18 protein-coding genes and 1 pseudogene are annotated in these 23,660 nt (G+C 37.0%); 12 read left to right on the forward strand and 7 right to left on the reverse strand.

Annotation, left to right across the window (positions count from 1 at the left end):
* The first annotated feature begins 15 nt into the window (after positions 1-15).
* From parC to C1A05_RS11310, 11 genes are all read left to right on the forward strand, one after another.
* Positions 16-2,469, forward strand: a complete 2,454-nt coding sequence (gene parC, locus C1A05_RS11260; RefSeq protein WP_102028336.1) for a DNA topoisomerase IV subunit A — start codon at positions 16-18, stop codon at positions 2,467-2,469.
* 238 nt (positions 2,470-2,707) lie between these two features.
* A complete protein-coding gene (locus C1A05_RS11265) occupies positions 2,708-4,366 on the forward strand; it encodes a peptide ABC transporter substrate-binding protein (protein WP_102028337.1) in 1,659 nt (552 codons plus the stop codon).
* Between the two features lie 137 nt (positions 4,367-4,503).
* Positions 4,504-5,283 carry an enoyl-ACP reductase FabI gene (gene fabI / locus C1A05_RS11270; RefSeq protein ID WP_102028338.1) on the forward strand — a complete coding sequence of 260 codons (780 nt, stop codon included), beginning with the start codon at positions 4,504-4,506 and terminating at the stop codon, positions 5,281-5,283.
* 122 nt (positions 5,284-5,405) lie between these two features.
* The gene (locus C1A05_RS11275) at positions 5,406-6,002 is read left to right on the forward strand and encodes a TetR/AcrR family transcriptional regulator (RefSeq protein WP_102028339.1); all 597 of its coding nucleotides are present in this window, start codon (positions 5,406-5,408) and stop codon (positions 6,000-6,002) included.
* A 105-nt stretch (positions 6,003-6,107) separates the two neighbouring features.
* A complete protein-coding gene (locus C1A05_RS11280) occupies positions 6,108-7,250 on the forward strand; it encodes an acyl-CoA dehydrogenase family protein (RefSeq protein ID WP_102028340.1) in 1,143 nt (380 codons plus the stop codon).
* Between the two features lie 11 nt (positions 7,251-7,261).
* Entirely contained in the window at positions 7,262-8,611 is a 1,350-nt protein-coding gene (locus C1A05_RS11285; protein WP_234998481.1) for an acetyl-CoA carboxylase biotin carboxylase subunit, read from the forward strand.
* A gap of 11 nt (positions 8,612-8,622) precedes the next feature.
* Positions 8,623-8,835 carry an acetyl-CoA carboxylase biotin carboxyl carrier protein subunit gene (locus C1A05_RS11290; RefSeq protein WP_102028342.1) on the forward strand — a complete coding sequence of 71 codons (213 nt, stop codon included), beginning with the start codon at positions 8,623-8,625 and terminating at the stop codon, positions 8,833-8,835.
* 23 nt (positions 8,836-8,858) lie between these two features.
* Positions 8,859-9,773 (forward strand): hydroxymethylglutaryl-CoA lyase, encoded by a 915-nt coding sequence (locus tag C1A05_RS11295; protein WP_102028343.1) that lies wholly within the window; start codon positions 8,859-8,861, stop codon positions 9,771-9,773.
* The gene (locus tag C1A05_RS11300; RefSeq protein WP_102028344.1) at positions 9,770-10,546 is read left to right on the forward strand and encodes an enoyl-CoA hydratase-related protein; all 777 of its coding nucleotides are present in this window, start codon (positions 9,770-9,772) and stop codon (positions 10,544-10,546) included. The genes C1A05_RS11295 and C1A05_RS11300 overlap by 4 nt, the downstream gene beginning before the upstream one ends.
* Before the next feature lie 21 nt (positions 10,547-10,567).
* The gene (locus C1A05_RS11305) at positions 10,568-12,100 is read left to right on the forward strand and encodes an acyl-CoA carboxylase subunit beta (protein ID WP_102028345.1); all 1,533 of its coding nucleotides are present in this window, start codon (positions 10,568-10,570) and stop codon (positions 12,098-12,100) included.
* Between the two features lie 142 nt (positions 12,101-12,242).
* Entirely contained in the window at positions 12,243-13,016 is a 774-nt protein-coding gene (locus C1A05_RS11310) for a class I SAM-dependent methyltransferase (protein ID WP_102028346.1), read from the forward strand.
* Positions 13,017-13,074: 58 nt separating this feature from the next.
* On the opposite strand, the gene C1A05_RS11315 is transcribed toward C1A05_RS11310, so the two are convergent.
* From C1A05_RS11315 to C1A05_RS11325, 3 genes are all read right to left on the reverse strand, one after another.
* Positions 13,075-15,018: an AMP-binding protein gene (locus C1A05_RS11315; RefSeq protein ID WP_102028347.1), complete on the reverse strand. Its 1,944-nt coding sequence runs from the start codon at positions 15,016-15,018 to the stop codon at positions 13,075-13,077.
* A 489-nt stretch (positions 15,019-15,507) separates the two neighbouring features.
* The gene (locus tag C1A05_RS11320; protein ID WP_102028348.1) at positions 15,508-16,719 is read right to left on the reverse strand and encodes an MFS transporter; all 1,212 of its coding nucleotides are present in this window, start codon (positions 16,717-16,719) and stop codon (positions 15,508-15,510) included.
* A gap of 100 nt (positions 16,720-16,819) precedes the next feature.
* Positions 16,820-17,695 (reverse strand): LysR family transcriptional regulator, encoded by an 876-nt coding sequence (locus C1A05_RS11325; protein WP_102028349.1) that lies wholly within the window; start codon positions 17,693-17,695, stop codon positions 16,820-16,822.
* A gap of 110 nt (positions 17,696-17,805) precedes the next feature.
* Here C1A05_RS11325 and C1A05_RS11330 point away from each other — a divergent pair, with 110 nt between their 5' ends.
* Positions 17,806-18,879 (forward strand): citrate/2-methylcitrate synthase, encoded by a 1,074-nt coding sequence (locus tag C1A05_RS11330; RefSeq protein ID WP_102028350.1) that lies wholly within the window; start codon positions 17,806-17,808, stop codon positions 18,877-18,879.
* Between the two features lie 433 nt (positions 18,880-19,312).
* Here C1A05_RS11330 and C1A05_RS11335 read toward each other — a convergent pair.
* The 4 genes and pseudogenes from C1A05_RS11335 to C1A05_RS11345 form a co-directional block, all read right to left on the reverse strand.
* A pseudogene (locus C1A05_RS11335) lies at positions 19,313-19,643 on the reverse strand (HIT domain-containing protein).
* A 62-nt stretch (positions 19,644-19,705) separates the two neighbouring features.
* Positions 19,706-20,038 carry an AAA family ATPase gene (locus C1A05_RS11340; RefSeq protein WP_255398300.1) on the reverse strand — a complete coding sequence of 111 codons (333 nt, stop codon included), beginning with the start codon at positions 20,036-20,038 and terminating at the stop codon, positions 19,706-19,708.
* A complete protein-coding gene (locus C1A05_RS18440; protein WP_255398301.1) occupies positions 20,026-20,232 on the reverse strand; it encodes an AAA family ATPase in 207 nt (68 codons plus the stop codon). Before C1A05_RS18440 ends, C1A05_RS11340 begins: the two co-directional genes overlap by 13 nt.
* Before the next feature lie 212 nt (positions 20,233-20,444).
* The gene (locus C1A05_RS11345) at positions 20,445-23,645 is read right to left on the reverse strand and encodes a DEAD/DEAH box helicase (RefSeq protein ID WP_102028351.1); all 3,201 of its coding nucleotides are present in this window, start codon (positions 23,643-23,645) and stop codon (positions 20,445-20,447) included.
* Between the last annotated feature and the right edge of the window lie 15 nt (positions 23,646-23,660).

Raw genomic sequence — 23,660 nt, forward strand, 5'->3', positions numbered from 1 at the left:
AGGGAGGAAGAACTCTTGGCTGACCAGGGAAAATATTTAGATCTTCCTTTTGAAGAGGTAATTGGGGATCGATTTGGGAGATACAGTAAATACATCATTCAAGATCGGGCACTACCAGATGCTAGAGATGGTTTAAAGCCTGTTCAACGTCGTATTTTATATGCAATGCATAAAGAAAAAAACAATCATGAAAAACCATTTCGTAAGTCTGCGAAAACGGTCGGGGTGGTAATCGGTAATTACCACCCGCACGGTGATTCGTCTGTTTATGAAGCACTTGTTCGGATGAGTCAAACATGGAAAGTTCGTAATGAGCTTATTGAAATGCATGGGAACAACGGTAGTATTGACGGTGATCCACCTGCTGCGATGCGGTATACAGAAGCAAGATTGTCTAGTATTGCTTCTGAGCTCCTTCGCGACATTGAAAAAGATACGGTAGATTTTATACCAAACTTTGATGATACCGACCAGGAGCCTGTCGTATTACCTGCAAAATTTCCAAATCTGTTAGTTAACGGATCTACAGGTATTTCAGCAGGTTATGCTACAGATATTCCACCGCATAATTTAAACGAGGTCATTGATGCGGTTATTATGAAGATAGATAAACCATCCGCTGATGTTAATGAGCTAATGGAGGTAATCAAAGGCCCTGATTTTCCTACAGGCGGAATTATTCAAGGCATGGATGGAATCGAAAAGGCTTATCGAACTGGTAAGGGGAAAGTCATTGTAAGAGCAAAGGCTGAAACGGAAAATCAACGAAGTGGTAGACAGCAAATTGTCATTACTGAATTACCGTATGAAGTAAACAAAGCGAATTTAGTTAAGAAATTTGATGAACTACGATTAGACCGTAAAGTGGAAGGTATGGCGGAAGTTCGTGATGAGACAGATCGAACCGGTTTACGCATTGTCATTGAGTTAAAAAAGGACGCAGATAGTGAAGGTATTTTAAACTTTTTATATAAAAATACCGATTTGCAAATCTCGTATAACTTTAATATGGTGGCCATACATAATCAACGACCACAGCTTATGAGTCTTACGGCGATTTTAGATGCATATATTGCCCATCAAAAGGAAATTGTTACACGTCAATCAAAGTATGACTTACGAAAAGCGAAAGACCGTTCGCATATCGTAGAAGGATTGATTAAAGCTATATCTATTCTCGATGAAGTGGTGGCAACGATACGTGCTTCAAAAGATAAACAAGATGCAAAAAACCGCTTAATGGAACGCTACGGATTTACAGAGCCACAAGCGGAAGCGATTGTTACGTTGCAATTGTATCGTTTAACAAATACTGATGTAACGTCTTTACAAAAAGAAGCAGATGAATTGCAAAAGCGAATTCAAGAATTAGAGACGATATTAAATAGCGAAAAGAAATTAATGCAAGTTATTAAGAAAGACCTTAGAACGATACAAAAGAACTATACGACAGAACGATTAACGAAAATTGAAGCAGAAATTGAAGAGCTAAAAATTAATTTAGAAGTCATGATTGCTAGTGAAGATGTCTTAGTTTCTGTAACGAAGGATGGGTATGTGAAACGAACTAGTCCAAGGTCCTATGCTGCTTCTAACGAAGGAGATTTCCCATTAAAAGAGGGGGATTATCTCACTAGTTTATATGAAGTAAATACGACCGATACGATGCTATTTTTTACGAATAAGGGCAACTATTTGTTCGTTCCTGTTCATGAATTACCTGATATTAGGTGGAAAGACTTAGGTCAGCATGTAGGGAACTTAATCGCTATAGAAAAAGACGAAAAACTAATTAAAGCAATTCCTGTTCGAGAATTTACAGAAGATCGTTATTTACTATTCTTCACAAAAAACGGCATGGTCAAGAGGACGGATCTTAAGCAATACTTCGCTCAAAGACGGTCTCGTGCGCTAGTTGCAATTAACTTGAAAAAAGAAGATGAAGTAGTAGATGTTCAATTAACAGATGGAAACTGTGAAATCTTTGTTACTTCTAATAAGGGATATGGTTTGTGGTATCATGAGTCAGAAGTGAATCAAGTAGGGCAAAGAGCTGCCGGAGTGAAGGCCATTCAATTGAAGAAGGATGAATATGTTGTAAGTGGTGAGGTCTTTGATGACCTATCCTCTCCATCTATCGTTTTAGTTACACAACGTGGTGCTTGTAAGCGAATGACGTTAAATGAATTTGAACAAGGATCAAGAGCGAAACGTGGATTGGTCATGTTACGGGAGTTAAAATCAAGGCCACATCGAGTAGCTGGATTATTATTTGTTAATGATCAAGAACTGATTCAATATCAAACAAAGAATGGCGAAGTACATGAAATATTTCCATTAAAGTTAAACAAAAGTGATCGATATAGCAATGGATCATTTACAGTTGATACCGATATTGAAGGAGAGGTTATTGCAGTATGGAAAAAGCCATCTGTTATAAAGCCTTTCGGTGAAGTGGAGCAATCTTAATAACGAACGTTTAATCACCTGTTTCGTGCTAGAAGCAGGTGATTTTTCATGTTCTAAACCATTTTGGACATATTATGAATAATGGCTTACTAAACTATTGTTTTTTTGTGAAAAGGAGCAATTTTAAGACTTTACAAAAATGGGACGTTCTTTCATGAATTCATAATAAGATTTCGATATAATGGAGATTGTCTTTCAACTTTTGTTAGGACAACTATAGAATAGGAGGTATAACAACATGAAAACATCAAAGAAATTTTTATTGCTAGTTGTAGGTGTTGTGCTTAGTATGATTTTGGCAGCCTGCGGCGGTAATGATGAAGGCACTGTAGAAGACACCGGGGAAAATACAGGTAATACAGAACAAGTATTACATTTACCAAATGGTGACACCATCCCAACTATGGATGCATCTATGGCTACGGATGAATATGCATTCCAATTTCTAAGTGCTACAACAGACGGTTTATATCGTCTTGGTAAGAATGGAGAAATTGAAGAAGGCATTGCAATGAACCATGACATTAGTGATGATTCTTTAACATGGACTTTCCATTTACGTGAGGATGCAGTTTGGTCAAATGGTGACCCTGTTACAGCTCATGATTTTGTATATGCTTGGCAACGTGCAGTAAATCCTGATACAGGTTCCGAATATGGTCCCTACATGATGAGTGGTGTAATTAAAAACGCTAAAGCAATTAGTGAGGGTAAAATGGATGTTTCTGAATTAGGAGTTCGTGCAGAGGATGATTTTACACTAGTTGTTGAACTAGAAAATCCAACGCCTTATTTCGAATCCTTGACTACTTTTGGTACCTTCTTACCACTAAACGAAAAGTTTGTAGAGGCACAAGGTAATGATTATGCTTTAAGTTCTGATCATTTACTAGCAAATGGTCCATTTATTCTTAAAAATTGGGAAAGTACCTCAAACTCATGGGAGTTAGTGAAAAATCCTGATTATTGGGATGCGGATGCTGTTCAATTAGAGCGCATTACATTTGATGTATTGAAAGATACACAAGCTAGTGTGGATTTATATGAAAGAGGCGAATTACATCGCACAAATTTAAATTCAGACTTAGTTGATCGCTATAGTACTAGAGACGACTTTGTAACAACAATGGAATCAAGTATGGCATTCCTTAAATTTAATCAAACGAAGCATGAAGCATTAAAGAATGTTAATATTCGAAAAGCGATTAGTATGGCAATTGATAAGCAAGCAATGATTGATGTTATCATCAATAACGGTACGATTGTTGCTACTGGTGCTGTTCCAAAGGATTTTGCTAAGCATCCAGAAACAGGTGAAGATTTCCGAGATATCAATGGTGATCTTGTAACATTTAATTTAGAAGAAGCGCAAAGCTTATGGGAAAAAGGGTTAGCGGAGCTCGGAACAGATACCGTTGAACTTGAACTTTTAGGACAAGATGATGAAGTTTCGAAGTTGATGAATGAATATATCGCAAACCAGTTACAGACGAATCTTCCAGGATTAACTGTAACATTAAAACAAGTACCATTTGAACAACGTTTGGATCTAACGTCCAATCTTGAATATGACATGGTTATTTCTGCTTGGGGTGCAGATTATTTAGACCCTTATGGCTGGTTAAACTTATGGTTAACTGGTGGAGGAAATAACGAAACGGGTTATTCAAATCCAGAATACGATGCATTAGTACAAAGCACAGTTCAAGAGTTTGCACTTGACCCTGTGAAGCGTTTTGAAGCATCATTAGAGGCGGAGAAGGTTCTATTAGATGATGCTGTTATTGCACCACTTTATCAAAAAGGGAATGCACAATTAGTTTCACCTAATTTAAAAGGTGTTATTATCAACGCATTTGGTGCCGAGTACGAGTATAAGTGGGCATATATGGAATAATAAAGTTTTTTCAAAAGAGTACATACGATTTTTCGTATGTACTCTTATTTTCTATAATTGAAATTTGTCTGTACATAAAGTATAATTAGAACCAGGTACTAATAGTTGTTATAATTTATTGCTAGGAGGATATAAAATTGACAGATTTACTTCAATTAAAGGATAAAACGATTGTTATTATGGGGATAGCTAATGAAAGAAGTATCGGTTGGGGAGTAGCACAATCTTTATATAAAGTTGGTGCGAAGCTCGTATTTACATATCGGCAAGAGCGTTCACAAAAGAAACTACTTAAGCTACTTGAAAAAAATGAGTTTGAAGCAGAATTAGTTGTTGAATGTGACGTAAACAATGATGAAAGCATATCAAATGCGTTTAAGCAGATAGGAGAAAAGGTTGGCACAATCCACGGTGTGGTTCACTCCATTGCATTTGCCCACGCCGCTGATTTAAAAGGTGATTTTATTAATACTTCTAGAGAAGGATATGCATTTGCTCAAGATACGAGTGCTTATTCGTTAATAGCAGTAGCAAGAGAAGCAAAACCTTATATGACAGAGGGTGGATCGATCATTGGAATGAGCTATCTTGGTGCACAGCGAGTAATTCCAGAATATAAAGTAATGGGTATTGCCAAATCCGCTTTAGAAACAACAGTTAAATATTTAGCTTCTGATTTGGGACCGGACAATATTCGTGTAAATGCAATTTCTGCAGGTCCTATTCGTACACTTGCGGCTAAAGGAATTCCTTCTTTTAACGACATTCTGAATGAAGTAAAAGAAACAGCACCGCTTCGCAGAAATGTTACACAAGAGGATGTTGGAGATATGACGCTTGCCATGATGAGTCATTTATCTCGAGGTGTAACAGGAGAAATAATTTATGTGGATTCAGGCTATAACATAATGGCCTAAGAAACCAAACTCAAAACGGTAGGATTTTATTTTTCAATGGTCCTACTGTTTTTTTATTTGTGAATTTGAATTTTCAAAAAGTTATGATATTATAATAAAGAAAAGAAAGGATGGGAGGTCTTTTGAGTGAACTTAAGGATAAAATAGTAGAAACAGCTTTGTTATTATTTGAAAAAAACGGATTTCACGGAGTTTCTGTTAAAGAAATTGTGGAATACAGTGGAACATCAAAGGGTGGGTTTTATCACCATTTCCAATCAAAGGATGAGCTCTTATATAAAATCCATGATACCTTTATTTCGTATGTTCTAGAAAAGGCAAATGACGCAATTACAACCTACCAAAAACCTACCTTACAACTCAAAGCAATTATTCACTCCTTTGTGAAAGTATTTGATTTATACAAACCACACATCTCAGTTTTTTACCAAGAAAGTATTTATTTGAAACCACATTTTGAACAGCAGATCAAAAAGAAACGAGAAGCTTTTAAAAAAATCATTTTTGAAGTTATTGATAATGGACAGCAATCAGGGGAATTTCGTAGCGAGCTACCTGTCGAAATTACAGGAATGTCCATACTAGGAATGGTGAATTGGACATATAAATGGTACAAAAAAGACGGACCCAAAACGATTGAAGAGATTGCGAATGTTTTTACGGACATTATTTTACAAGGCATCTTAACAGATAAAGGAAAAGCTTTATACTCGAGGTAATTTGTAGAGTACATTCACACGCTGTAATTTTTAAGCGCTTTCATTTATATTGAACAGACCAACTAGTCGGTTTGTCCGACTGTCAACGGATAAAGGAGGGTAAAAATGAATTTTGAATTATCAAAAGAGCAGGAAATGACAAGAAATATGGTTCGAGAATTTGCTGAGAAAGTAATAGGACCGAGAACAATTGATATCGATACGAAAGCCATTTTCCCAGAAGATATTTTTGAGGAGATGGGGAAATTAGGGTTGCTTGGTATTCCCTTCCCTGAAAAGTATGGAGGGTCTGGTGGTGATACATTAATGTATGCCATCGCGGTTGAAGAAATTGGCCGAGTTTGCGGAAGTACTGGATTAAGCTATGCTGCTGCCGTTTCTTTAGGCGCTTCTCCTATCTATTACTTTGGTACGGATCAACAAAAGGAAAAGTACCTAACCCCATTAGCTAGTGGAAAGGCTTTAGGTTCGTTTGGATTAACAGAGCCAAATGCAGGCTCTGATGCTGGTGGTACGAAAACGACAGCAAGACTAGATGGAGATGGATATGTCATTAATGGTGAGAAATGTTTTATTACCAACGCAAGCTTCGCCGACACGATTATAGTAACGGCTGTTACTGGAAAAAACGACAGAGGAAAAAATGTTATTTCGGCAATTATCGTACCTGCTAATTCAGCAGGCGTAACGATTAATAGTAATTATGACAAAATGGGTGTTCGTGGTTCTAATACTGCTGAAATTATTTTAGAAGATGTTCGGGTTCCGAAAGAAAACTTACTCGGGGATCCAAAAAAAGGATTTAGTCAATTTCTTTACACATTAGATGGTGGAAGAATTTCCATTGCAGCACTTGGCTTAGGTATCGCACAGGCTTCCTTCGAAAAAGCATTGGCATATGCAAAAGAGCGAAAACAATTCGGACAGTCTATTTCTAAATTTCAAGCCATTCAATTTAAATTAGCTGACATGGCGATGGAAGTGGAATTGGCACGTAATATGGTATATAAAGCAGCGTGGTTAAAGGACCAAAGCAAACCATTTACAAAAGAATCCGCATTTGCCAAGTTATACGCTACAGAAACGGCATTTCGTGCGGCAAACCAAGCAATCCAAATCCATGGTGGGTACGGATACATGCGGGAATATGAAGTGGAGAGGTATTTGAGAGATGCCAAGTTACTTGAAATCGGTGAAGGTACTTCAGAAATTCAACGAATGGTTATTGCACGCCAATTAGGATGTTAGGAGGTTATGTTGTGCCTTTTCAAAAAATATTAATTGCAAATCGTGGTGAAATTGCAGCACGAATTATTCGGACTTGTAAAAAACATAATATTTCAACAGTAGCCATTTATTCCGAGGCTGACCAACATGCGCCCTATGTTAAGCTTGCAGATGAAGGGTATTTAGTTGGTGGACCACGTGTCCATGAAAGTTATTTACAAATAGAGAGAATTATCGAAATTGCAAAGCAAACAAAAGTAGAAGCCGTTCATCCAGGCTATGGATTGCTAAGCGAGAATGAAACATTTGCTAAAAGATGTGAACAGGAAGGAATTGTATTTATCGGACCATCTGCGCAAGTAATTAAACAAATGGGAAGTAAAATTGAGGCGAGAAAACAAATGATTGCAGCTGGTGTTCCTGTTATTCCCGGTGTAGAAGAGCCGATTCAAAATGTAGAGGAAGCGCTTCACATCGCTGAGCAGATTGGATATCCTGTGATGTTAAAAGCATCTGCTGGGGGTGGCGGAATTGGTATGCAAATCGTGAAGGATGCCAATACATTAAAAACTGCATTTGAGCGTAATTCGGAAAGGGCGACCAATTTCTTTGGGGACGGCACTATGTTTCTAGAAAAAGTAATTGAAAACGCCCATCACGTAGAAATACAGATACTAGCAGACAAGTATGGTAATGTGGTCCACTTGTTTGACCGAGAATGCTCGATTCAGCGTAGGCATCAAAAAGTTCTAGAGGAAGCTCCTTCTCCTTTACTAACAAACGAAACAAGAAGAAAAATGGGGGAAATGGCTTGTCAAGCTGCACGAGCTATTCATTATACAAACGCAGGAACCATAGAATTTTTAGTAGATGAAAAACAAAACTTTTACTTTTTAGAAATGAACACTCGACTTCAGGTAGAGCATCCCGTTACTGAAGAAATAACTGGTATTGATATTGTAGAGGAACAGTTGAATATCGCTGCTGGTCTAAAACTGAAACAAAAACAATCTGATTTATTTATTCAATCTCATTCCATCGAGGCTAGAATTTATGCCGAAGACCCAGTAACCTTCTTCCCATCCCCAGGGAAAATTACGAAAATGAAGGTGCCAGAAGGAAAACACATACGTAATGAGCTAGCTGTTGAAGAAGGTATGTCAGTTACACCTTTTTATGATCCGATGATTGCAAAACTCGTGACAACAGGTAAAACGAGAGAGGAAGCGATTCAACTATTGGCTTCTGCATTAGAGCACTATGTTGTAGAAGGGATCAAAACGAATATTCCATTGTTAAAACAAATTGTAGACTCCAAAGAATTTCAAAAAGGAAATACTAGAACATCTTTTATTGACGAACATATTCAAACAAATCGTTAGGAGGAAAAGAAATGAGTCAAGTAGTAGCAAATATGGCAGGTAGTGTATGGAAGATTGTTGTAAAGGAAGGAGAAGCTGTAAGCAATGGGCAGGATGTGGTCATCTTGGAATCGATGAAAATGGAAATTCCTCTATCATCTGAGGTCGATGGAACAGTAAAGGAATTAAAGGTTAGTGAAGGGGATTTTGTTAACGAAGGTGATGTTATCGCGATTATTGAATAACAAATAAAAGGAGTCTAATTTCTATGAATCTACCAAAGCAAGTAACGATTAAAGAAGTTGGTCCACGAGACGGACTCCAAAATGAGAAGGCAATTATACCAACTGAGAATAAAATTGAGTGGATCAATTTATTGTCCCAAAGTGGTCTTTCCTATATTGAGGTTACATCATTTGTGCATCCGAAGTGGATTCCACAGTTAGCAGATGCAATAGAAGTTGCAAAAGAGATTAATAGAGCAAAAGATGTCACATATGCTGCATTAGTACCAAACATGAAAGGCTTACAAGGTGCTCTTGCTACAAATGTCGATGAAATTTCAGTTTTTATGTCCGCAAGTGAAGCCCATAATAAAAAGAATATTAATAAAACCATTAAGGAAACGTACCCGGTTTTAGAAGCGGTTATCGGAGAGGCAAAAAAAAATGATAAATCGGTTCGTGGTTACGTTTCAACTGCATTCGGGTGCCCCTATGAAGGAGAAATTTCTGTAGAACAGGTTGTTTCGGTATCTAGGCAGCTGTTTGATTTTGGAATAGATGAATTGTCGTTAGGAGACACAATCGGCGTGGCAGACCCACTGCAAGTGAAAGAAGTACTTACGGTATTGAAGGATACGTTCCCAACGAAAAAAATGGCACTGCATTTCCATGATACGAGAGGAACTGCCTTAGCTAATTGTCTGATGGCTTTACAAATGGGATTCGACACCTTTGATAGTTCCTTAGGTGGTTTAGGTGGATGCCCTTATGCTAAAGGTGCATCCGGTAATTTAGCAACAGATGACTTATTGTATATGTTAGATCGAATGGGGATTAAAACCAATATTAACCAAACCAAATTACAAGAAGCGGCACAATACATCCAGCAATTTATTCCGAAGCCATTACCAAGTCATCAGATGCAAATTTGTAGCCAAGAAGGGAGTGCTACAAGATGAACAACGTAAAACTGGACATTACAGACGAACATATTGGAATCTTAACAATAGATCGACCCGATTCCTATAATGCGTTGTCTAACAGTCTATTAAATGAAATAAACGATTCCATAGAAAAAATAGAGGGAAATGACAATCTTCGAGTCCTTATTGTAACTGGAAGCGGAAAGGCTTTTTGTGCAGGTGCAGATTTAAAGGAACGGAAAAACATGAATGAGCAACAGGTTCTTGCAGCTGTAACCTACATTAAGGAAACAATCAACAAACTTGAATCTCTACGTATCCCTACTATTGCAGCAATTAATGGAGCTGCATTTGGTGGGGGACTAGAACTAGCGTTAGCATGTGATATTCGCTTAGCAAGTCACCAAGCTAAAATGGGATTAACAGAAACTTCTTTAGGCATTATCCCTGGTGCTGGAGGTACACAACGCCTTAGTAGACTTATCGGTATTGGAAAGTCGAAATACTTAATCTATACGGCAAAAAGATTAACGAGTTTCGAGGCACTCGAATATGGCATTTTAGAAAAGGTTGTCGATGCAGAGGAGCTAAATGATGTAACGCTAGAAATTGCTAGGACGATTGCTCAAAATGGACCAATTGCTGTTCAACAAGCTAAGAAGGCGATTCAGCAAGGCTTTAATATAGACCTACCAAAAGCCTTAGAAATTGAAATGGCCTGTTATAAACAAACAATTCCAACAGAGGATCGCTATGAAGGTATACGAGCATTTCAAGAAAAAAGAAAACCTATCTATAAAGGGAAATAGTAAAGAAAGAGGTGACATGGAATGATTACAACAGGATCAAAATTACAGGAAATGAAAGAGAAAATAGAACATGGCGGAGCAAAAAAGTATCACTTGAAAAACAAGGAAAAAGGGAAACTTTTTGTTCGAGATCGTTTAAAGTTGCTATTAGACGATGACGTTCAAGTGGAAGATGCATTTTTCGCAAATTGTATGGATGGGAACCTACCTGCAGATGGTGTTGTCACAGGAATCGGTAAGATAAACGGCCAAACTGTATGTGTAATGGCGAATGATTCTACAGTAAAAGCGGGTTCATGGGGTTCACGTACAGTAGAAAAAATTATCCGGATTCAAGAAACAGCACAAAAGTTGCAAGTTCCGATGTTTTATTTAGTAGATTCAGCAGGTGCAAGAATTACAGACCAAGTGGAAATGTTCCCTGGTCGCAGGGGTGCTGGCAGAATATTTTATAATCAAGTAAAAATGTCTGGGCAAGTACCTCAAGTTTGTTTATTGTTTGGACCATCCGCTGCTGGAGGCGCATATATTCCTGCCTTCTGTGATATCGTTATCATGGTTGAAGGAAATGCTTCCATGTATTTAGGGTCTCCACGCATGGCGGAGAAAGTAATTGGCGAGAAAGTAACATTAGAGGAAATGGGTGGTGCAAAAATGCATTGCTCAGTTTCAGGATGTGGAGATGTACTTGCCAAAAGTGAAGAAGAAGCAATTCTTTTTGCTCAAAAATACTTGTCTTACTTTCCTGCAAACTTTCGTTTCAAACCTAAGAAGGTCGACGCATTACAACCAAAGCATTTTGAGAAAACCATAGCGGAATTAATTCCTGAAAATCAAAATGCACCTTTTGACATGTATGCATTAATTGATCGTTTGATAGACGAAGAGTCATTTTGTGAAATAAAACGAGAATTTGCGAAGGAATTGATTACTGGCTTAGCCCGTATCGAAGGGCAAGTCGTGGGAATCATTGCCAATCAACCACGCTTTAAAGGTGGCGTTTTATTCCATGATTCTGCAGATAAGGCGGCAAAATTTATCCAACTTTGCGATGCTTACCATATACCGCTTATTTTCTTGGCTGATATTCCTGGCTTTATGATTGGGACAAAAGTAGAGAGAGCTGGTATCATTCGCCACGGAGCGAAAATGATTTCCGCAATGAGTGAAGCTACAGTACCTAAAATCTCTGTAATTGTTCGTAAAGCATATGGTGCAGGACTATATGCGATGGCAGGTCCTGCGTTTGAGCCAGATGTCTGTATCGCACTTCCAACAGCGCAAATTGCAGTAATGGGACCAGAAGCGGCTGTTAATGCCGTTTATGCAAATAAAATAGCAGAATTACCCGAAGAAGATCGACCAGCCTTTATAAAACAAAAGCAAGAAGAATACAAAGAAAATATTGATATCTATCGGCTGGCTTCCGAAATGGTTATCGATGATATCGTGGAGCCAAATGAGTTGCGTCATGTGTTAACGAATCGTTTAGAAGTATACGCTACAAAAGATATCACTTTTAGTGAAAAAAAACATGGAGTATATCCAGTTTAATTTAGTGAAACTCATGCAGTCTTTTCATACTGCATGAGTTTTTTGTTTCTCGTCTTCTGGGATTAATGAAATATTCAAATGGCAATAAACCAGATTCCCTTTTTACAACACATGGTGTATATTGGAAGCGAGGTGATGAAAAATGACCAATCGTGAGAAAGAGAAAGTGATTAACAATTTCACCAAGAATGCCTCATCTTATGTAACGAGTCCGATTCATGCTAAGGGAGAGGATTTAAATGCGTTAGTGGACTGGCTCCAGCCAAAATCGAATTGGGTTGTACTGGATGTTGCAACAGGAGCAGGACATGTTGCAAAAACGTTATCTCCTTATGTAAAGCAATTATTTTCAACAGATTTGACGAAAAAAATGCTTCAAACTGCGGCGGACTTCTTGGAAGATTATACAAACATTTTCTATATGCTAGCAGATGCAGAACAATTACCTTTTTTAGACGAAACCTTTGATGCCGTTACATGTCGCATTGCACCACATCATTTTCCGCATCCAGAAAAATTTATAAAAGAAATATCTAGGGTCTTAAAGCCAGGGGGTATGTTTATGTTAATTGACAATGTAGCCCCAGAGGAATCTGCTTATGACGAATTTATAAACGCAATAGAAAAATTACGGGACAACAGTCACGTAAGAGCACTAAAGATGAGTGAATGGAATCATTTGCTATCTCATAACCAAATGCGTGTTATAAAAGATGAAACGAGAAGAAAAACATTTGAGTTTGAGGATTGGGTTAGTAGGACAGCACATACAGAAGCGGAAAGAGAAGCAGTACGAAAATATATAATAGATGCGGAAGATTCCATTAAAAAGTACTTTCAAGTAATAACAAATGGGGAACAAATTGTCTCCTTTGAAACGAATGTTGGTTTATTGTTAGCATCGAAAGAAGAATAAAAACAAACACAATACCGCTTGGTACATTAAGTAATGCCAAGCGGTATTTCTTTAGACTTTATACGAAATTTTTTAGGTTCCGTATTTCCTCTAAACATTGAGGGTTTTCTAGAGCTGATAAATCTCCTCCATCCTTATTTAGATATGCTGTTTTAATTGCTCTTCTCATAACCTTGGCATTTCTTGTTTTTGGTAAATCCTGCACGATATATAGTTCACTAGGCGATAAAGCTTTCCCTAATTTTGCAATGGATAATGTTTTCAGTTCCTCTAAGACTAGCACTTCATTTATATTACTTTTATTTAATACAACAAAGCCAACTGGCACTTCACCTTTAACGTCATGGGGGATACCTATAACGCCAGCTTCTAAAACATCATCATGTTCTACAAGAATGGATTCAATTTCTGCTGGTCCGATTCGTTTACCAGCAACATTTAACGTATCATCAGACCTCCCTGTTATCGTAAAAAAGCCTTCTTGATCTTTTATAACCCAATCGCCGTGAACCCAAGTGTTTTCCCATCTATTCCAATAGGCTTCTTCGTATCGTTTCGGCTCTTGATAAAACCCATATGTCATACCTACCCATGGTTGTTTGATGACTAATTCCCCAACTTCATTCTCAACCGAGTGTCCTTGTTCATCAAACACATCTATATCCATACCTGGAAGAGCAGCATTAAAGGTAATTGGTGAAATTGGCTTCACTAATACATTTCCTAATATACCGCCTGATATTTCGGTGCCTCCAGAGTAGTTAAAGATCGGAACCTTACCTTTACAAACATTCTCAAATAACCACATCCACGGCTCCGGATTCCAAGGCTCTCCAGTAGAACCAATCATCTTTAAGGTGGATAAATCTCTAGTGGAATACCAATTGTCTCCCAATCCCATTAAAGAGCGGATTAAAGTAGGGGAGATACCTAAATGTGTAACACGATGGTTTTCTACTAATCGCCAAATGCGGTCTGGCTCGGGATAATCTGGTGTTCCTTCAAAAACTACTATTCTAGCACCGTTCATTAATCCGCCAAATACCATAAATGGTCCCATCATCCAACCCATGTCGGTATACCAAAAGAGAGTATCCTCTGGTTGAACGTCCATACATATCCCTGCATCAAAGGAAGATTTAATCGGAAACCCATGGTGAGTGTGTAAAGCACCTTTTGGTTTTCCAGTAGTTCCAGAAGTGTAGAGTATCATTAAAGGATCATTTCCATTTGTCTCCTCAATGTTGAAATCGCTTACATTTTGTCGTATTTCCTTCCAATCTACATCACGTGTCTCATCCCAAGGTACATTGCTTTTTGTTCTTCTTACCATGATCACTTTTCTTACTGAAGGAGCTTGCATTACTGCTTTATCTGCTTCTTCCTTTAACGGTATTTCTTTTCCACGACGAAAGAAGCCATCAGTCGTGATTAGCCATTTTGCTTGAGATGCATTCAGTCTTTTTGCAACCGCATCGGCTTTATAACCAGAGAATGCAGGTGAAAATATGGCGCCAATTTTCGCAACCGCAAGCATAGCAATGACCGTTTCAGGAAGCATCGGCATATATATCGATACAACATCTTGTTTTTTAATACCTAGATTCTTCAATCCATTAGCAACTTTGTTCACTTCTTTGTGTAGTTCCACAAAAGTATAGGTCTTCGTTTCTCCGTTATCACCTTCCCATACAAGAGCATCTTTATTACCAGTTGTAGCATTTTCCGCCCATTTATCAACACAATTGTATGCGACGTTCATTTTGCCGCCTACAAACCATTCTGGATAGGGGATTCCATTGGATAAATCTAAAGTCTGTGAGTACTCTTGAAACCATTTTATATTTAATTCCTTAACAGCCTGGTCCCAAAACCATGCAATATCGTTTACGGATTCCTGATGAAACGAATCGTATTGATCAAAACCTAATGACTTCATCCAGTTATAGAGTCTTGTGGTTTTTATATATGAATCACTAGGATGCCATACTGCCTTTGCCATATGTAAGTGCCTCCTTATAAGAATATTTAAAATAATCTATCCTTTTCATATTATATAATAAACATGAAAAGGATGAAATGATTATATAAATGACAAGAACAGTCGTGAAGTTGAAAGAAGTAAAATATGATAGTTGTCTGTTAATAATACTTCACATGTTTCTAATAACGGCTTCCAATTACCATAGAGTTTTTTCTGAAGTATGATTAAAACTTGACTACAGCTGAAGTATTAGGGAGGATGAGGAACTAGAATAAAGCAACGAAAACAATTTAACATAATGAAATCTATCCATCTACAATAATATAGCAATAAAAACACATTGGTTGTTAATAATATAATTATGTAAACTAATAAATTAAAATTCAATAGGACATAAAAAACGCCCCCTAAAGAAAAACAGATTTTTACTTTTTAAATCTATCTACCTTAAGGGGAGCATATCCATGTTGTAGTAACTCGGTTTTTTTATATTATTTAATTGTATGTTTATCCATTTACGGATTTCTTATTTTCACGCTTTGATCTTATCAATAAATAAACGTAAAATGCCATAGATAAGAACACAGATCCAGCTGCTGTTGCATATATACTAGCGTAATTAAAAAGATAAGCCAGTTGACCAAATCCAATAGCGCCAATTCCTACCCCTAAATCAAAAAAGGAGAAGAAGGTTGCATTTGCCATTCCTTTTCGATTTTTTGGTGACTTATCTACTGCCCATGCTTGAAGTGCGGGCTGTACACTACCAAAGCCTAAGCCATATAACGCTGCGGCAATAAGCATAACAAAAGTACTAGGTAACCAGGATAATAAAATCATAGCAATCAAAATACATAGCGTACCAGGTAAGAACACGTATATATGACCTTTTTTGTCATAAAGTTTGCCAGCGAAAGTTCTTGAAATCATTAAGAAAATGGCAAAAGTTAAAAAGTAAAGCTCTATTCCGCCGATTCCTTTTTCCTCCGTATATAAAGGGAGGAAGGTGGCAATACCCCCAAAAGTAACCGTAATAAAAAATAATAGTATGGAAGGCTGTATAGCAGACTTTTCAAATATATCAAACTTAACAGGTACGGTTTTTTCTTCTGATTTTTCCGCTTTTTTATAGTGGATTTTTGTTGAGAGTAAAAAAGCAATAAATCCCAATGCAGCACAAATTAAAAAGAGCGATTGAAATGAAATAACTCCGGCAAGTGTTAATCCAAGTGAAGGTCCAAAAGCGAGTGCAATATTACCAGATAAACCGAAATATCCTAATCCTTCACCACGACGATGTGGCGGGATAATATCAGTTGCGATTGTACCAGTTGCAGTTGTGGAAAATCCCCATCCAACCCCTTGAACCACGCGCATTATAAACAATATGATAATACTTGTAATAAATGCAAACGATCCCACAGCTAGAACAAAGATTCCTAAACCAAGCATGTATACAAATTGACGGCCTTTTGATTCTAAGGAATGTCCTGCGTAGGGCCTTAATAAAAGGGCAGAAAAAGTAAAGACACCAACAATCAGTCCAATTAACTGGTCACTTCCACCTAATTCTTCTACAAACAAAGGAATCGTTGGTAATGTCATTTGAAAGCCAAGAAAAATAAAAAAGTTAGCGAGACAAACTAAGACGAAATCACGTGTCCAAATTTTATCAGAATGTTGATCTTCGTATGTTTTTTGTTTTTGTGCGTCTTCCATAAAAGACTCCTTTCTTCGTTACTCGAAATATATTATACATGAGTAACTGGAAAAATGGAATCTTTGTACAATAATGATAATGAGTGTCCAACAATTACGATTAATAGTGGAATTGAGTTATAAAGGATAAAAATTCACGAATGATATCGTGATCGTATTTATAAATAGCAAAGGTTTTAGCTGTTGGTAAGGGAATTTCACTTTGTATTTCCATCATTCTTCCTTCTAAAAGCTCTCTTCGAACCGTTGAAGCAGGTAAATAGGATGCACCTAATCCTTCTATAATAAAACGCTTTGTAATATGAACTTGTGAGACTTTCATCGTTTTTACAAATGGATAGGTTCTTTTAATGGTAGGTAGTAAGTCATTCCAATAATCTGGATGGCTATCCGTTAACAAATGGTATTTTGACAGAATTTCTTCCTCTTCGATAGGTGGACCTGACTCTAAATCATAACCATCGTGAGGAACAATTAATAAAATGGAATCTTCATGTAATTTATCGCAATGAAGAGTGGTGTTTCGAGTGTTTAAACAACTAATGCCAATATCAACGGTTCCATTAAGGATTAAGTCCTCAATATCCTTTGATTCCATTACTTTAATGTTTAGTTCCACATCGCCATGATGCTTTAAATACCGTTTCAAAACTGCTGGTAATATCGTGTCTGCAATAAGTGGTGAAATTGCTAAAGTTAGCTTATAAACATAACCTTGTCGAAATCCTTGTAGATCTTCTAATCCTTCGTGGTAAACCTTTAATAAATGCTTAGCATGATGTTCGAAACGTTTTCCTTCCAGCGTTAGTTGTATTTTTCTTCCTACCCGTTCAAATAATGGAATCCCTAATGCTTCTTCTAAAAGCCTAATATGAACAGTAACGGTAGGCTGTGAAATAAACAGAGTTTCAGCTGTTTGTCTGAAATTCTCAAACTTCGCAGCTGTTACAAAGGTTTTGATCCAAGCGAAATCCATTTTAATCACTCCTAATTAACAAAGATAATTAATTTGATTACATTTATTTAATTTTTATAATTAACATTATTTTATAAGATAGAAGTAAAGATGGAAAGGAGTTGTTGATTATGTATTCAAAGGGTTTGAAAGGAATTGTTGCAGCAGAAACAAAACTAAGTTTTATAGATGGAGCAAATGGTATCTTAACTTATCGCGGTATACCAATTGAACAATTAGCAACAAAATATACATTTGAAGCAGTAGCATACTTTTTATGGCATGGTTCGTTTCCGGACACGGCTCAATTAAATCATTTAAGAAAAGATATGAAAAAATATCGGATTTTACCCGACCATGTGAAACAAATTATTCAAACGCTTCCAAAGGAGATGGATCTGATGAGTGTATTAAGAACTGCACTATCTTCCATATATATAGAAGAAAGTAATCCATCATTGGATCACGCCATTCGTATTACTGCGATTATACCTACCATTATCGCTTCAAGATACCGTTTTCAACGAGGTTTAACAGTATTAGAACCTCACAGTGAATATGGTCATGTTAAAAATTTCTTATATATGTTAAAGGGAGCTGAACCATTAGAGGATCATATAACTGCACTAGAGACCTATATGATTTTAACGATGGAGCATAGCATGAATGCATCGACTTTTTCAGCGCGCGTAACAATTTCTACTGAATCAGACATGATATCGGCGATTACATCTGCAATTGGTACCATGAAAGGTCCGTTACACGGCGGAGCCCCAAGTGGAGTCATTAATTTATTGAATGAAATTTCTGATAATTTAAAGCCGGTTGAAGTGATACGAACGAAAATAGAACATGGTGAGCGTTTAATGGGATTTGGTCATCGTGTATACAAAACAAGAGATCCTCGATCCATAGCGCTAAAAACAAAGCTATTAGAAATGAACTCAGATGACCCGTGGTTACGATTAGCTTTACAAGTAGAAGAAATTGCTGTTGAGTTGCTAGAAGCTTATAAACCAGGAAGAAACTTAAAAACAAATGTGGAATTTTATGCTGCAGCAATTATGAAAGCAATCGAACTAGATACCGAATTATTTACGCCAACATTTTCAGCTGCACGAGCAGTTGGATGGACTGCGCATGTATTAGAACAAATTCAAAATAACACAATTTATAGACCTGAGGCATTGTTTATAAAATCATAATTTGATATATAAAACTAAAAAGCTTGTCCAATTAGAACTAAAATGCTAATTGGATTTTTTTGTGTTTGGATCTAAAAATAATCCAAAACGTCTCACTATCCTAAGAATACTTTACCAATGAGACAATAAAAGGTTTATTTTTCATAACTAGCTATAATATATATTATGTAAACTAGAAGATAGTATATAAAATAGGCACCTACTTCATAGTAACTTTATGTATTTCTTTAACTCTTACAATATAGAATCCATAATGCTGCTTTACCAGTCGAGTATACGCTCCATAATGGCATAGATGTATAAGTAACTGCAGAAGAAACCATTATGAATCCATATCAATAACAATAAAATGTGTAAGTGCCATAGGAGTTTTTATTATGTTCTCTAGCAGTTAAAAAGCGAATCATCCTTACTTAGTGCAACAGATCCCCAATTATCGTAATGGTATTCCATTAACTATATGCCAGTGAAGATGTTTCGAATCCTGATATGCTCCTAAATTTGTAAGGATTCTGCATGCTCCATATTCTTCTGTTACCATTGCAGCAACTTTTTTGATGACGCTAAGTAGCTTCAGTAAAAAGTTCATTATCGCTCTCCTCCAAAGTAAGAAATGATGAAATGTGCTTTTTAGGTATTGCTACAATGTGGACTGGGTAAAATGGTTTTGTATGATAATAAGCTAAGACACTTTCCGTTTCCAACACTTTATTTACTTTCGTATTTCCACTTAAAACTTCTTCACAATAAAAATCCTCCGTCATAATAGCCTCCCTAAAAGAATCAATTCAATTTACAAGCACTCCTATATTCTTTATGAGATGAGTTAATTTTCAATGACGATTTCCCCTTCCCCATTTGGTACATCGAAACCTTTAATATAGGTAGATAAAATGTCTTCTGTGATTGGGAATGCATTGGCATCAAAACGTTTATTTCGTATTTTGAGACGTTCACGCAAAACATCGGGATCCACTTTTAAGTAAATAAGTTTCCATTTACCGCCGGCTTTTTCGATTAGCTGTTTATATTGGTCCCTTCTATCACGATTCCAAAAACTATAATCCACCACAACCCGTTCTTTTTCGTGGATGAGCTGCACTAAACGTTTACGTAGTTTTCTTTCTGCTTCATCATTGTATATCTCTATCTCATCCATTGGAAAATCACGCCATAGCGTCCTTTCGTTGCCCAAATTTCTTCATCAATCGATAAACGAATAAACCCTTCCTTTTCTAATTGTTGGGAGAATGTAGTTTTTCCGGACCCAGCTACGCCACACATCATAATGACTAGTGGCATAGAATCGTCTTGGGCGTTATATAGGAAGTCAAAATGATGCTGATCGAACATATAACTCTTCCCTTCTCCTCATTTAAGAGTAAATACTATAGTAACTGCTAATTAGCCACATTCCTTTATTTTGTTTTATATTAACCTATTAGTTACAATTTTTCTACTCAATATTCAGAAAATATAAATAACTAATGTGATAAACATTATAAAAAGACATCTCAATTGAGATGTCTTTCCTACATTTTGAATCCAATTAGTACAAAACGTGTTTAAATCATTAGTATGTCGCGAATGTCCTCTTCGGTTAGTGTGCTTCCCATTTTTTCTTCTGGGTTCAGGATATCTGCAATTAGATGTCGCTTCTTTTCCTGGAGATCGTTCATTTTTTCTTCAATCGTCCCAGCTGCAAGTAGCTTAATTACCTGAACTTCATTTTTCTGACCCATTCGGTGTGCTCTGTCTGCTGCTTGCTCTTCAACTGCAGGGTTCCACCATAAGTCATACAAGATAACCGTATCTGCACCAGTAAGATTAAGTCCAGTACCACCTGCTTTTAAAGAAATTAAAAACAGATTCCTTTCCCCTGCATTAAATCGATTACATAGTTCAACACGTGCATCAGATGGAGTTTGTCCATCTAAATAAAAGTAGGATTCCCCTCGGTTGGTCATTTCTCTTCCAATTAGATTTAGCATTTTCGTAAACTGCGAAAAAATCAGTACTCGTCGACCAGAGATTTTCGATTCTTCCAATATTTGCAGAAGCTGTTCGAATTTTGCTGAGCTCCCTTTATAGCCTTCAACAAATAAGGCGGGGTGACAGCAAATTTGCCGTAATCTCGTCAAGCCTGCTAAGATGCGGATGCGATTTTTTCGGAAGGTCTCCTGATCTAAATGCTTTAATGTATCTTCTCGCAACTTCGCTAATAATGCAGCATAGAGCTTCTTTTGCTCAGGGAAAAGGTCAGATCTTTCTAGTAACTCTTGTTTTTTTGGTAGCTCTCCTAATACATCTTCTTTCACCCGACGAAGAAGAAAAGGTCGTACTCGATCAGCAATCGTCTTTCTTGATAAATGGCTATATTCTTCTAGACCTTTGAAAAGTTCAGGAAAGATTACGTGATAAATGGACCAAAGCTCTTCTAATGAATTTTCAATTGGTGTTCCCGTTAAGCCAAAACGACGTTCAGACTGAAGTTTTTTAACAGCACGAGCTGTTTGAGTAAATGGATTTTTAAATGCCTGTGCTTCGTCAAAGAAAATCGTATGAAAGGTTTGATTCTTGTACCATTGTATGTCCTGACGTAATAAAGGATAAGACGTAATTAATACATCCATATCTTTCATATCTTTTCGTAGAATTTGCCGCTCTGTTTGATTTCCATCCATAACAATTGCCTGAAGCTCAGGAGCGAATTGCATTATCTCTTGCATCCAGTTATAGGTTAAAGACGAAGGACATACGATAAGAACCGGCGTTTGGCTTTCTCGAATGTTTGAAAGCTCCGAAACAATGAACGCAATACTTTGTATCGTCTTACCTAATCCCATATCGTCGGCAAGCACTCCACCAAATCCGTATTTAGCAAGAAGTTTCATCCATTTATAACCATCCTTTTGGTACTCTCTTAGTACGGTAGATAAACGTTCTGGCATCTTAAAATCTAACGAACCGGGATGAAGTAATTCATCAAGAAACTGTCGAAAAGACTCCTCCGGCTTAAAAATAGAGTTTTCATTAATCAAATCAAGGAACTTAAGACTATCAAGAAGTGGCATATGTAACGTTGCTTCATATTGATTATCTTGAGTCGGTCCTGCCTGCAGAAATCGTTTCATTTCTTGCATTTCCTTTGTCTCTAAAGACAGTAGAGATCCATTAGGAAGACGATAATATTTCTTGTTAAATTCCAAATCAGCTAAAATCTCTTTAATTTGGGTTTGAGCTATACCATCCATTTCAAATTTGAATTCTAACCAATTTGTTCGTTCCTTATGAACCTTTACTCGGATTTTCGGATGCGTATTCGTTTTTATTACTCTATTTCGAACGGCCGTTGTCATGTATATCTGCGCGAGCTCTTGAAGCTTTGGAACGACATAATAAAGAAAGTCATACTCCAGCTCCTCATTTTGCATAAAATAGCCGCCTTCTGTTTTTGAAAAGCCACTCTCTTCCATTATATGAAGAATTTCCTCTTCTTTATCAAAATACCTTACAATCATTGGATTATCCTGACTTTCTAATGGCTGAATAACAAGGTGATCGTAATGGAACTCAACCCCTGCGAGCAGTCGATTTTTCAAACGATCCAAATAGATTTTCGCAACGAGTGGCGTGTTTATAAGTTTCTTCGACAATTTCGGTGATATCTGCACATCCCCTAATCTCCTCAAGCCTGCCACTACCTTTTCAAGGAAAAAAGGGAACTGCTGCATCGGTATTGGTACGTAATACTTTCCTGGTGCCTTAATCATTTGACTAAGCTGGATTAACCGCTCCATATCCTGTTCTTCCAATAAGTAAACTTTTCCATTACATAAAACAGATTGATAGCTATTTAATAGAAGTAATTTGTTATATCCATTTAGTAACAGGTGGAAATGTTGGGAGTCCCCTACTTCTACCTGAAACTCTATGGGAAGTGGTTCCTTCACGAATTGGAATCGATCATAACCCACTCCGTTTTGTTCAATAGTAACAAAAGGAAGCTTTGTAAGTGTTTTGCTAAACAATCTCCATGTCGATGGCGGTATAAACATGGTATGTGCTAGTTCAGAAAGATCCGTAATGCTAGATAGTGTATCTAGTATCGTTTTTTCATCGTGAACGATACGAATCAGCATGTGAAGTGCCTCATCTGTATCACTTGTAAAGCAATGACGATTTGGATCATAAGTGAATCGGTTGGATAGCTTACTCTTTTTCCCATGGCCGAGATCTTTTAGAAATTTTCGGATGTTTTGAACGGGAAGTTGGTCTATAGCTATTTCTATTCCGAGTACATTTTGCTCTATTTCCATTTCAAGGGCTTTTACCTTAAAGTGAACATCAAGAACCTCTCTCTTTTCAAAGTGACGCTGATGACCACTGCTTCGAACTGGCTGGTTTTGAAATATAGAAAGAAAATCATTTTCAAACTCCGTTGATTGTTTTCCTTCGAAATCGCTTATTGCAATTTCCCCTTGCTTTTTGCGTTCCAAAATTGCAAATAATACAGCAGCAACGTGTTGGCAGCATTTACTATAATTTAAAAGCGTTGGGCAACTACAAGTCGTCTGAATGCTGTCAGAAATACCTTTATTCACAGTAACTTGGAAATCCTCTGCTCCATGAACAACCGCTTCACAGAAATTATCATTGTATTCGTTAATTGTTACTTTATTCGTGCGATAAAAAGAGTCTCCACGTTTGAAGGAAACGGTACCACACATTTCTTTAATAACTTTTTGATTGAGTTTTATATTCATGGATTCCGCTCCTTC

The sequence above is a fragment of the Salirhabdus sp. Marseille-P4669 genome (assembly GCF_900240405.1).
In the GTDB taxonomy this organism is placed as follows: Bacteria; Bacillota; Bacilli; order Bacillales; family Alkalibacillaceae; genus OEQK01.

What these genes read in the sequence shown, in the direction of transcription:
- C1A05_RS11265 (WP_102028337.1), top strand. Translation starts at nt 2,708, where the DNA reads ATGAAAACATCAAAGAAATTTTTATTGCTAGTTGTAGGTGTTGTGCTT.
- C1A05_RS11280 (WP_102028340.1), top strand. Translation starts at nt 6,108, where the DNA reads ATGAATTTTGAATTATCAAAAGAGCAGGAAATGACAAGAAATATGGTT.
- C1A05_RS11290 (WP_102028342.1), top strand. Translation starts at nt 8,623, where the DNA reads ATGAGTCAAGTAGTAGCAAATATGGCAGGTAGTGTATGGAAGATTGTT.
- C1A05_RS11295 (WP_102028343.1), top strand. Translation starts at nt 8,859, where the DNA reads ATGAATCTACCAAAGCAAGTAACGATTAAAGAAGTTGGTCCACGAGAC.
- C1A05_RS11300 (WP_102028344.1), top strand. Translation starts at nt 9,770, where the DNA reads ATGAACAACGTAAAACTGGACATTACAGACGAACATATTGGAATCTTA.
- C1A05_RS11305 (WP_102028345.1), top strand. Translation starts at nt 10,568, where the DNA reads ATGATTACAACAGGATCAAAATTACAGGAAATGAAAGAGAAAATAGAA.
- C1A05_RS11310 (WP_102028346.1), top strand. Translation starts at nt 12,243, where the DNA reads ATGACCAATCGTGAGAAAGAGAAAGTGATTAACAATTTCACCAAGAAT.
- C1A05_RS11315 (WP_102028347.1), bottom strand. Translation starts at nt 15,018, where the DNA reads ATGGCAAAGGCAGTATGGCATCCTAGTGATTCATATATAAAAACCACA.
- C1A05_RS11320 (WP_102028348.1), bottom strand. Translation starts at nt 16,719, where the DNA reads ATGGAAGACGCACAAAAACAAAAAACATACGAAGATCAACATTCTGAT.
- C1A05_RS11325 (WP_102028349.1), bottom strand. Translation starts at nt 17,695, where the DNA reads ATGGATTTCGCTTGGATCAAAACCTTTGTAACAGCTGCGAAGTTTGAG.
- C1A05_RS11330 (WP_102028350.1), top strand. Translation starts at nt 17,806, where the DNA reads ATGTATTCAAAGGGTTTGAAAGGAATTGTTGCAGCAGAAACAAAACTA.
- C1A05_RS11340 (WP_255398300.1), bottom strand. Translation starts at nt 20,038, where the DNA reads ATGGATGAGATAGAGATATACAATGATGAAGCAGAAAGAAAACTACGT.
- C1A05_RS18440 (WP_255398301.1), bottom strand. Translation starts at nt 20,232, where the DNA reads ATGTTCGATCAGCATCATTTTGACTTCCTATATAACGCCCAAGACGAT.
- C1A05_RS11345 (WP_102028351.1), bottom strand. Translation starts at nt 23,645, where the DNA reads ATGAATATAAAACTCAATCAAAAAGTTATTAAAGAAATGTGTGGTACC.